This window comes from Chordicoccus furentiruminis (assembly GCF_019355395.1).
In the GTDB taxonomy this organism is placed as follows: domain Bacteria; phylum Bacillota; class Clostridia; order Lachnospirales; family Lachnospiraceae; genus Chordicoccus; species Chordicoccus furentiruminis.
Map to the genome: position 1 here is coordinate 3,197,909 of NZ_CP048829.1, position 11,195 is coordinate 3,209,103.

At 58.2% G+C, this 11,195-nt stretch carries 8 protein-coding genes; all 8 read left to right on the forward strand.

The window, feature by feature from the left end:
- Positions 1-194 precede the first annotated feature (194 nt).
- The 8 genes from G4C92_RS14540 (at position 195) to rpoD (ending at position 11,190) form a co-directional block, all read left to right on the forward strand.
- On the forward strand, positions 195-1,499 hold the full coding sequence (locus tag G4C92_RS14540; protein ID WP_408611782.1) for a BMP family ABC transporter substrate-binding protein: 1,305 nt from the start codon (positions 195-197) through the stop codon (positions 1,497-1,499).
- Between the two features lie 177 nt (positions 1,500-1,676).
- On the forward strand, positions 1,677-3,212 hold the full coding sequence (locus tag G4C92_RS14545; protein ID WP_274940538.1) for an ABC transporter ATP-binding protein: 1,536 nt from the start codon (positions 1,677-1,679) through the stop codon (positions 3,210-3,212).
- A gap of 14 nt (positions 3,213-3,226) precedes the next feature.
- Positions 3,227-4,312 carry an ABC transporter permease gene (locus G4C92_RS14550; protein WP_274940539.1) on the forward strand — a complete coding sequence of 362 codons (1,086 nt, stop codon included), beginning with the start codon at positions 3,227-3,229 and terminating at the stop codon, positions 4,310-4,312.
- Positions 4,313-4,325: 13 nt separating this feature from the next.
- Positions 4,326-5,321 carry an ABC transporter permease gene (locus G4C92_RS14555; protein ID WP_274940540.1) on the forward strand — a complete coding sequence of 332 codons (996 nt, stop codon included), beginning with the start codon at positions 4,326-4,328 and terminating at the stop codon, positions 5,319-5,321.
- A 363-nt stretch (positions 5,322-5,684) separates the two neighbouring features.
- A complete protein-coding gene (gene gdhA, locus G4C92_RS14560; RefSeq protein WP_274940541.1) occupies positions 5,685-7,019 on the forward strand; it encodes an NADP-specific glutamate dehydrogenase in 1,335 nt (444 codons plus the stop codon).
- A gap of 202 nt (positions 7,020-7,221) precedes the next feature.
- A complete protein-coding gene (locus tag G4C92_RS14565; RefSeq protein WP_274940542.1) occupies positions 7,222-8,232 on the forward strand; it encodes a deoxyguanosinetriphosphate triphosphohydrolase in 1,011 nt (336 codons plus the stop codon).
- Between the two features lie 2 nt (positions 8,233-8,234).
- Positions 8,235-10,037, forward strand: coding sequence for a DNA primase (gene dnaG, locus G4C92_RS14570; RefSeq protein ID WP_274940543.1), 1,803 nt, complete (start codon positions 8,235-8,237; stop codon positions 10,035-10,037).
- A 16-nt stretch (positions 10,038-10,053) separates the two neighbouring features.
- On the forward strand, positions 10,054-11,190 hold the full coding sequence (rpoD, locus tag G4C92_RS14575) for an RNA polymerase sigma factor RpoD (protein ID WP_274940544.1): 1,137 nt from the start codon (positions 10,054-10,056) through the stop codon (positions 11,188-11,190).
- Positions 11,191-11,195 lie beyond the last annotated feature (5 nt).

Below are 11,195 nucleotides of genomic sequence, written 5' to 3' on the forward strand. Positions count from 1 at the left end.
GGCACTTTGATCAAATTGTGTCTTATTTGTGGACAGATTTTTCTTGACAGGATATAATCAGTCTGTACACGCGTTAGAGCAGCAGAAAAACTTTCCGGACCGGATGAAACGATCCTTTTTCCCGGCGGAGGAACCGTTTTTCTGCCAGTTAAAGGCCGGAGCGGATTCGGCCCGGGTGACAGAACAAGGAGGAGCTGCAAATGAAAAAAGCAATCGCAATGGCAACAGCAGTGATTCTCGGTGCGTCGATGGTATCCAGCGTTGCGGCTGCCGACAGCACGGCGTCGGCGGAGGCGGCAGCCAGTACAACCGCATCAGCGGAGCCTTTGACCAAGGCGGATGTCAGCGGACTGAAGGTCGGTTTCATCTTCCTTCACGACGAGAACTCCACCTACGATCTCAACTTCATCAACGCGGCCAAGCAGGCTGCGTCTGACCTCGGTCTTTCGGACGACCAGATCGTCCTGAAGACCAACGTACCGGAAGGGCAGGAATGCTACGATACGGCGGCGGATCTGGCGGACAGCGGCTGCAACATCGTCTTCGCGGACAGCTTCGGCCACGAGGACTTCATGATTCAGGCCGCCCAGGAGTATCCGGACGTTCAGTTCTGTCATTCCACCGGCACCAAGGCGCACACCGAAGGCCTCGACAACTATCACAATGCGTTCGCTTCCATCTATGAAGGCCGTTATCTGGCAGGCGTGGCCGCGGGCCTCAAGCTGAACCAAATGATCAAGGACGGCAAGATCACAGAGGATCAGGCGAAGATCGGCTATGTCGGCGCGTACACCTACGCGGAAGTGATCTCCGGCTACACCTCCTTCTTCCTCGGCGCCCGTTCCGAGTGCCCGTCCGCGACGATGGAGGTCACCTTCACGGGTTCCTGGTACGATGAGACGGCTGAGAAGGAAGCGGCGAACAAGCTGATCTCCGACGGCTGCGCTCTGATCAGCCAGCACGCGGATTCGATGGGTGCGCCGACTGCCTGCGAGACGGCGGGCGTCCCGGATGTCTCCTACAACGGCTCCACCATCGATGTCGGTCCGAACACCTACATCATCAGCTCCCGCATCGACTGGGCTCCGTACTATGAGTATGCGATCTCCTGCGTTGCGGAAGGCAAGCCGATCGACACAGACTGGACCGGTACGCTGTCCACCAAGTCCGTGCAGCTCACCGAGCTCAACACCAAGGTGGCCGCTGACGGCACGCAGCAAGTTCTTGACGATACGATGAAGAAGCTGGAGGACGGCTCTCTGCATGTCTTTGACACGTCCGCCTTCACCGTGACGGTCTCTGACGACAAGAACAAGAACGCCAAGGTTGACAGCGACGGCCATCTGACCAGCTATATGGCGGATGTGGATACGGACGCCAACTACGAGGGCGACACGGAAGCGGTTTCCGACGGATACTTCCATGAATCCGAATACCGCAGCGCGCCGTATTTCGACATTCAGATCGACGGGATTAAGCTGCTGGATACCAGCTTCTGACCGCTTGCGGCTGCATGTCCCTGAGAACGAAACGAAGCTTGGAAACGTCCTGGCGTTCTTGCGTCAGGACGTTTCGTTTCAGAGACCGACGGATTCTGCCGGAGATGTGAGCAGGCCCGGGAACGGGGCGCTGACCTGTCTGGCAGAGCAGACGAGAACTGACGGGAGGTGAATGATTTGAGCGACACAGCGGCAGTCCAGATGAGGAACATCACAAAAACCTTCGGTAAGGTTGTTGCGAACGATCATGTGTCCATCGATATCAACCGGGGAGAGATTCTGGCCCTTCTCGGAGAGAACGGAAGCGGAAAGACGACGCTGATGAACATGCTGGCCGGCATCTACTATCCGGATGCCGGGGAAATCTATGTCAACGGAAAGCCGGCTACCATCCGTTCGCCGAAGGACGCCTACGACCTCGGCATCGGCATGATTCACCAGCATTACAAGCTGGTGGACGTACTGACGGCGACGGAGAACATCATTCTGGGCCTGAAGGAGCCGGGAAGGCTTGACCTGAAGGCGGCTGCCGAACGAATCCGGGCTATCTGCGGCGAGTACGGCTTTGAGCTGGATCCGGACCAGAAGATCTACGACATGTCCGTCTCCCAGAAGCAGACGGTCGAGATCATCAAGGTTCTCTACCGGAAGGCGGACATTCTGATTCTTGACGAACCGACAGCCGTGCTGACGCCGCAGGAGACAGAGAAACTCTTCGACGTGCTCCGCAATATGCGCAAAAGCGGCAAGGCGGTCATCATCATCACTCATAAGCTGAACGAGGTGAAGGAAATCTCGGACCGGGTCGACGTACTCCGGCGCGGGAAGTTTATCGGCGATCTGGTGACGAAGGACACGACGACGCAGGAGATGACCAACATGATGGTCGGTCATCAGGTGGAGCTGCACATTCACCGTGCGGAGCCGGTCAACCCGAAGACACGCCTTGAGGTGAAGGGACTGACCGTGCGCAGTGTGGACGGCGTACTGAAGCTGGATGACGTGACATTCAGCGCGCGGAGCGGAGAGATCCTCGGTATCGCCGGTATCTCGGGCTGCGGGCAGAAGGAGCTGCTCGAATCCGTCGCGGGTCTTCAGCCGACGGAACAGGGCAGCATCGTCTACGTGAACGACGACGGAAAACGGGAGGAACTGGTCGGGAAGGATCCGCTCGATATCGCGAGGATGGGCGTTACGCTGTCCTTCGTCCCTGAAGACCGGCTTGGTATGGGATTGGTCGGGAATATGGACCTTTCGGACAATATGATGCTCAGAAGCTTCCGCAGCGGGCGTTCGGCCTTCACCGACCGGAAGCGTCCTCATCAGCTGGCCGAGCACATTGTGGACGAACTGGAGGTGGTGACGCCCTCCGTCTCCACTCCGGTCCGGCGTCTTTCGGGCGGGAACGTCCAGAAGGTGCTGGTGGGACGGGAGATTTCGTCGGCGCCGAAGGTGCTGCTCACGGCCTATGCGGTCCGCGGACTCGACATCAATTCTTCCTATACAATTTATGATCTGATCAATAAGCAGAAGGAAGCCGGTGTAGCCGTTCTCTATGTAGGCGAGGATCTGGACGTGCTGCTGGAGCTCTGCGACCGGATTCTGGTACTGTGCGAGGGAAAGGTCAGCGGCGTCCTCGACGCGCGGAAGACGAATAAAAACGAAGTCGGACTTCTTATGACCAGCATGCCGGACAAGCCGGTGAGGCAGTGAGGAGGGCGGAAACGATGACGACGGGAAAAAGTTCGGGTAAATTTCATATCGTAAAGAGAGACGCGCTCCCCTGGTACCGCGCATGGGGCATCCGCGGACTCGCCCTTGTTCTTTCGCTTGTGGTCTGCGCCATTGTGACGATGGCGCTGACGGGAGACAATCCGGGCGAGGTCTTCAAGACCATGCTGTACGGCAATTTCGGCACGCAGAGAAAATTCTGGATCATGCTGCAGGAGCTGGCGATTCTTCTCTGTATTTCTCTTGCGCTGACGCCGGCCTTCAAGATGCGCTTCTGGAATATCGGAGGCGAGGGGCAGGTCCTGATCGGCTGCCTCGCGGCGGCTGCCTGCATGCTGAAGATCGGCGACCGGGTGCCGAACGCGGTGCTGGTCGTCATCATGGTCGCCGCCTCACTGGCGGCGGGCGCGGTCTGGGCGATGATCCCCGCGATCTGCAAGGCGAAGTGGAATACCAACGAGACGCTGTTCACACTGATGATGAACTATGTGGCAACCCAGATCGTCGCATATTTTACGATCCTCTGGGAAGTTCCGAAGGGGTCCGGCAAGATCGGCATCATCAACGCGAAGACGCATGCCGGCTGGTTCCCCGCGATCGGCAGCTACAAGTATATGCTGAATGTGCTGATCGTGGCGGCGGTCACGGTATGCATGTACATCTATCTGCGCTACAGCAAGCAGGGCTATGAGATCGCGGTCGTCGGAGAGAGCGAGAAGACGGCGCGCTACGTCGGCATCAAGGTCAACCGGGTGATCGTCCGGACGCTCTGCATCTCCGGCGCGATCTGCGGCCTGTGCGGACTGCTGCTCGTCGCCGGCACGGATCATACGCTGACGACCACGATCGCCGGAGGAGAAGGATTCACCGGTGTTATGGTCGCGTGGATGGCCAAGTTCAATCCGATCGGCATGATTTTCACCAGTTTTCTGATCGTCTTTATGGGGAGAGGAGCCAGTGAAATCGCGACGGCGTTCAGCCTGAATCAGTCCTTCAGTGAGATTCTCACAGGCATCATCATTTTCTTCCTGATCGGAAGCGAATTTTTCGTGACGTACCGGCTCAGCAGAAAGAAAGCGTAAGGAGGGAAGCGTTATGTTTGATCTTGTCACATTCATTCCCCGTGCCGTCATGCAGGGCATTCCGCTTCTCTGCGGCTGCACAGGCGAAACTCTGACGGAAAAATCCGGCAACCTGAACCTCGGGATTCCGGGTATTATGTACGTGGGCGCGATCAGCGGCGTCATCGGTTCTTTCTTCTACGAGCGGTCCTTTGAGGATCCGTCCATGATCAATCCGGTGCTTGGGGTGCTGATCCCGCTTCTCTGCTGCGTTGCCGGGTCATTCCTCATGGGACTTCTTTACTGCTTCCTGACGGTCACGCTGCGCGCGGATCAGAACGTAACAGGTCTTGCGCTCACGACATTCGGAACCGGCTTCGGCAACTTCTTCGGCGGGTCGCTGATCAAGCTGACAGGCTCATCGGTGCCGTCGATCGCGCTTTCGGCCACCAGCAAGCTGTTCGCGAAGAAACTGCCGTTCGCCGCTCACACAGGATGGTTCGGAAAGGTGTTTCTTTCCTACGGATTCCTCGCCTATATTTCGATCGTGGTGGCTTTTGTCGTCGCGCACATCATCAGGGGAACCCGGACCGGTCTTGAGCTCCGGGCTGTTGGAGAGAATCCGTCCACGGCGGATACGGCCGGCATCAACGTCATCCGCTACAAGTACGTCGCCACCTGTGTCGGCAGCGTGATCGCCGGACTCGGCGGCCTCTATTACATCATGGACTACGCGAACGGCGTCTGGTCCAACGACGGATTCGGCGACAGAGGCTGGCTCGCCATCGCGCTCGTGATCTTCACGGTCTGGCGCCCGAACGTGGCGGTCTTCGCGTCCATGCTCTTCGGAAGTCTCTACATCCTCTATCTGTTCATTCCCACGGGGACGAATCTTGCGGTGAAGGAGCTCTATAAGATGCTTCCGTATGTGGTCACGATCTTCGTTCTTATTCTGATCAGTCTCCGGAACCGGAAGGAGAACCAGCCGCCGGCATCGCTCGGAAGGCCGTATTTCCGGGAGGAAAGGTGACCGGACCGCGGCTTGCGGATACAGCTTTTAAACAGGATCGTCTGCCGGACGGAACCGCCCGGACACAGGAAGCCCCGCTTCACATCGGTGAAAGCGGGGCTTTCCTGTGTCCGGGGAAGAACGCTTCCTGCGGAAAGAAGAGGACGCATACATCAGGTGAATCTATGTATGAACAGAGAAACATAACAGCGGATTATCCGCCCGGTATTGGAATTGTCAAAGGGGAGAACATTCGGAACATGATTGTTTTGCATATAAAAAAGTACAATAATTCTTTCTGTGTCCGAATTTTCGTGTTGTAGCACGGTAAAGCAGATGCTAAAATGACATCGTTTGAGTTAACCGTCTAATGGAGGGTTTACAATGTCATATGTCGATGAAGTACTCGCATCCGTCAGAGAGAAAAACACCGATCAGCCGGAATTTATTCAGGCTGTGACCGAGGTGCTGGAATCCATCCGGCCGGTCGTTGACGCAAGCGAGAAAAAGTACCGTGACGCCGCTCTGCTCGAGAGACTGGTGGAGCCGGACAGAGTGATCATGTTCCGTGTCCCCTGGACTGACGATGCAGGAAAGGTGCATGTCCAGAGAGGCTTCCGCGTCCAGTTCAATAACGCGATCGGACCGTACAAGGGCGGCCTGCGCTTCCATCCGTCCGTTTATATCGGAATCCTGAAATTCCTCGGCTTCGAGCAGGTCTTCAAGAACGCGCTCACCACGCTGCCGATCGGCGGCGCGAAAGGCGGCTCCGATTTCGATCCGCACGGAAAGTCGGACGCGGAGGTCATGCGCTTCTGCCAGTCCTTTATGACCGAGCTGTACAAGTATGTCGGCGCGGATATTGATGTCCCGGCCGGTGACATCGGCGTCGGCGGCCGCGAGGTCGGGTATCTCTTCGGTCAGTACAAGCGCATCACGGGCTCCTATGAGGGAATGCTGACCGGAAAGGGACTGACGTTCGGCGGATCACTGATCCGTACGCAGGCGACCGGATACGGCCTGCTCTATCATACGGAGGAGATCCTCAGACTGAACGGTCAGACACTGGCAGGAAAAACCGTGTCTGTGTCCGGCGCCGGCAATGTGGCGATCTATGCGGCCGAGAAGGCGGAGCAGCTGGGCGCGAAGGTGGTCACGGTGTCCGATTCGACAGGCTGGATCTACGATCCGGACGGAATTGATGTGGCGCTTCTGAAGGAGGTCAAGGAAGTCAGACGCGCAAGACTGACCGAGTACAAGGCGAAGAAGCCGAACGCCGTCTATCACGAGGGAAGAGGCGTCTGGACCGTCAAGGTGGATTACGCCTTCCCGTGCGCGACGCAGAACGAGCTGAATCTGGACGACGCGAAGGCGCTGGTTTCCAACGGATGCCAGGGCGTGTTCGAAGGCGCGAATATGCCGACCACGGCGGAAGCGACAAAATATCTTCAGGAGAACGGCGTTCTCTTCACGCCGGGCAAGGCTTCGAACGCCGGCGGTGTCGCGACCTCCGCGCTCGAGATGTCCCAGAATTCCGAGCGGCTGTCCTGGACAGAGGAAGAAGTCGATTCGCGGCTGAAGTCCATCATGACCGGCATCGCGGATACGATCGATGCGGCAGCCCGGAAGTACGGTATGCCCGGAAACTATGTCGCCGGCGCCAACATCGCCGGGTTCGAGAAGGTGGCTGAGGCGATGCTCGCACAGGGCGTCTACTGATCTGCAGCAGGCGGACGGAACCGGCGGAACGCGGGTCCTGCCGTCTCTCTTCGGAGAGGCGGCAGGGCTTTTGCGCGTCCGCCGGTTTTTTTGCGAGGGAGATCCGTCTGTGAAAACTATGTGAAACGAAAGAATAAAAAGGAATTCGGGCAGGGCACGCGGAATAATAAAATGTAAGGTTTTCGTCGAGGAGGTGATTCCTTTGCTGATCCGTGAAGAACTGGAAGCCAATGAACGGCGGATTCTGGATCCGTCCGCATCCTTCTCCGACGCGTCCGGAGGCCGTCCGCGCAAGGAAGAACCCTGTGACATCCGAACCTGCTATATGAGAGACAGGGACCGGATCGTTCACTGCAAATCGTTCCGCAGGCTGAAGGACAAGACGCAGGTCTTTCTTTCGCCTCAGGGCGATCATTACCGCACCCGCATGATGCATACGCTGGAGGTCAGCCAGACGGCCCGGACGGTAGCGAAGTGCCTTAGGCTCAACGAGGATCTGGTGGAGGCCATCGCGCTGGGCCACGACCTCGGGCATACGCCCTTCGGCCACGCCGGAGAACGTGCGCTGAACGCAGTCTGTCCATTCGGCTTCCGTCACTATGAACAGAGCGTCAGGGTGGCTCAGGTGCTCGAGAAGGACGGGCGCGGACTTAATCTGACCTTTGAGGTCGCCGACGGCATGCTCAATCACGGTACCGCGCGTCATCCGTCCACGCTGGAGGGCCAGGCGGTCCGTCTCTGCGACAAGGTTTCCTATATTCATCATGACATGGACGACGCGGAGAGGGCGAAAATTCTCCGGGAAGAGGATATTCCCGCTCATTTAAGAGACCTGCTCGGCCATTCCACGAGAGAGCGGCTTAATACGTTCATTCATGATATTGTCAGCGCCTCCGGAGATCACCGCGAGGTCCGGATGTCGGATGAGGTGGCGGCGGCGATGAAGGAAATGAGAGCCTTCATGTTCGAAAACCTCTATGTCAACCCGGCGGCCAAACGGGAGGAGACGAAGGCTGTCTCCATGATCCAGCAGATGTATGCCTACTATGTCCGCCATCCCGAGAAGATGGCGGAGGAATACATCCGCCTGATCGACGAGGGCGGATGGGAGAAGGAACGGGTTGTCTGCGACTACATCTCGGGCATGACAGATCAGTATTCGAAGGCGAAATTCAGTGAACTGTTCATACCGAAATCCTGGAGCGTCTACTGAGAATGCAGTATTCGGAAGAAATTATAGAAGAAGTTATCGCCCGGAACAATATCGTCGACGTAATCGGCGAGCATGTGGCGCTGAAGCGGCGCGGCGCGAACTATTTCGGACTGTGCCCTTTCCACAACGAGAAAACCGGCTCTTTCAGCGTCAGTGAGCAGAAGCAGATGTATTACTGCTTCGGCTGTCACGCGGGCGGCAACGTCATTACCTTCGTGATGGAATACAATCACTTCACTTTTGTGGAAGCGCTGCGGTATCTGGCTGAAAGGGCCGGCATGACGCTGCCCGAGGAGGCGCTCTCCCCGGCACGGCGCGCGGAGGCGGAGAAGAGAAAGCAGCAGCTGGCGGCACTGAAGCAGGCGGCGGGATTCTACTATTACCGGCTTCATACGGAGGCCGGCGCGCCGGGACTTGCCTATCTCAGAAAACGGGGGCTCACGGATGAAACGATCCGCCATTTCGGTCTGGGATACGCGGACAAATACGGTTCGACGCTGTACCGCTATCTGAAGCAGAAGGGATATTCCGATGAGATTCTCCGGGGAACCGGACTGTTTGAGTTTGATGAGAAGCGGGGTGTCAGCGACCGTTTCTGGAACCGGGTGATGTTCCCGATTCTTGACGAGAGAGGACGCGTCATCGGATTCGGCGGGCGCGTCCTGGGCGACGGGAAGCCGAAGTATCTGAATTCGCCCGAGTCTTCCGTCTTCAACAAGAGGATGCATCTCTACGCGCTCAATTACGCGCGCTCCAGCCGCAAAGGGTACCTGATCCTCTGCGAAGGCTATATGGATGTGATCACGATGCATCAGGCGGGCTTCACCAACGCCTGCGCTTCGCTCGGAACGGCGCTGACAGCGGAGCAGGCGGGGCTTGTCCGGCGCTTTGCGGGAGAGGTCCGGCTGCTCTATGACAGCGACGGGGCCGGGATCGGAGCCGCGCTCCGGGCGATCCCGATCCTGAAGGAGGCCGGCATCGCCTCCCGTGTCGTCAGCCTCCGTCCGCACAAGGACCCGGATGAGTTTCTGCGGGCCGAGGGGGCGGAGAAGTTTGAGGAACGGCTGGACGCGGCCGAAAACGCGTTCCTCTTCGAGGCGGACCAGCTGGCGTCCGGCGTCCGGCGTGACGATCCTGCCGCCTGGACAGAATTCGAGAGAAAGCTGGCGGACCGCCTCACGGCCATTTCCGAACCGCTCGAGAGGCGGAATTATACAGAGGCCGCGGCCGCGCGCTTCTCCATCCCGCAGGATGAGCTTGAGGATCTTGTGCGGCGCCGGGCCGCGATGGGCACGCCGGCCGAAACCTTCCGGAAGCCCCGGTCCCTTAGGCGGCCGGAGGAGAAGGAAGACGCGGACGTCACCGCGCAGAAGCTGATGCTGGCGTATCTGGCTGCCTATCCGGAGGCCTACCAGGAGACGAAGGAACTGATCGACGCATCTGATTTCACGGATCCTCTCTGCTCGGCTCTCTCGAAGGCGCTCTATGCGCAGCTGGAGGAGGGCGGTCCGGCCGAGGCCCGTCTGGTGGCGATGTTCGATGATCCGGAGGAGCAGTCCAGGGCGGCGGCGCTTTTTCACACGTCGATTCCGGTTCAGTCCGCGGCCGAGCTCGACAGGGCTTTTACCGACACGGTGAGAAGAATGATCCGCTCGGGGAGCGAAGCGGCCATGCGTCAGGCGGCCGGTCAGAATATGGCCGCGCTCAGCCGCTTCATCGCCAGAAAGAAGATTCTGGAGCAATTTGACCGGGGCAAGCTGCTTTCGCTGCATGACCCCCGATTCGAGAATGAGAAAAGAAGGTAAACGGAGACATCAGTCTATGAACAACAGAGAAGCTGCATTTTCCGAAAAGCTCAGCAATATGGTGCTGTCCGCGAAAAAAGACAAGAGCACGGTGACCTATGACGAAATCGCGGAGGAATTCAAGGATTCCGCGCTCCGCGACGGGGATATCGACAAAATCGTTGAATTCCTCGAGTCGAACGGCATCGATGTTCTCAGGACCGGCGATCCATCCGATGACGAGGACGTCCTGATGATGAGCGACGAGGAGGAGGCCGGCGAGGATGAGAGCGAGATGGACCTCAGGAACATCGACCTGAGCGTGCCGGACGGTGTCTCACTTGAGGACCCGGTGCGGATGTACTTAAAAGAGATCGGCAAAGTTCCGCTGCTCACCGCGGATGAGGAGATTGCGCTGTCGAAGCAGATGGAGGAAGGCGGCGAGCGCGGACTGCAGGCCAGACAGAGACTGGCCGAGGCGAACCTCCGCCTTGTGGTGTCGATCGCAAAGCGCTATGTGGGACGCGGGATGCTGTTCCTTGACCTCATACAGGAAGGCAATCTCGGACTGATCAAGGCAGTTGAGAAATATGACTACCGCAAGGGGTTCAAGTTCTCCACCTACGCCACCTGGTGGATCCGCCAGGCCATCACGCGGGCGATCGCCGATCAGGCGAGGACGATCCGGATCCCGGTTCATATGGTGGAGACAATCAACCGGCTGATCCGCGTACAGCGCCAGCTGCTTCAGGAGCTTGGCCGGGAGCCCACGCCGGAGGAAATCGCGAAGGAGATGGATATTCCGGTGGAGAAAGTCCGTGAGATCCAGAAGGTCTCTCAGGAGCCGGTTTCCCTCGAGACGCCGATCGGCGAGGAGGAGGACAGTCATCTCGGCGATTTCATTCAGGACGAGAATGTTCAGGTGCCCGCCGAGGCGGCCGCCTACACGCTGCTCAGAGAGCAGCTCGATGAGGTTCTGGGTACGCTGACCGAGCGGGAGCGCCAGGTGATCCGTCTCCGGTTCGGACTGGACGACGGCAGGGCGCGGACGCTGGAGGAGGTCGGACGGGAGTTCCATGTGACAAGGGAACGGATCCGTCAGATCGAGGCAAAGGCTCTCCGGAAGCTCCGATCTCCTTCCAAGAGCCGGATTTTAAGGGACTATCTCGACTGACAGAA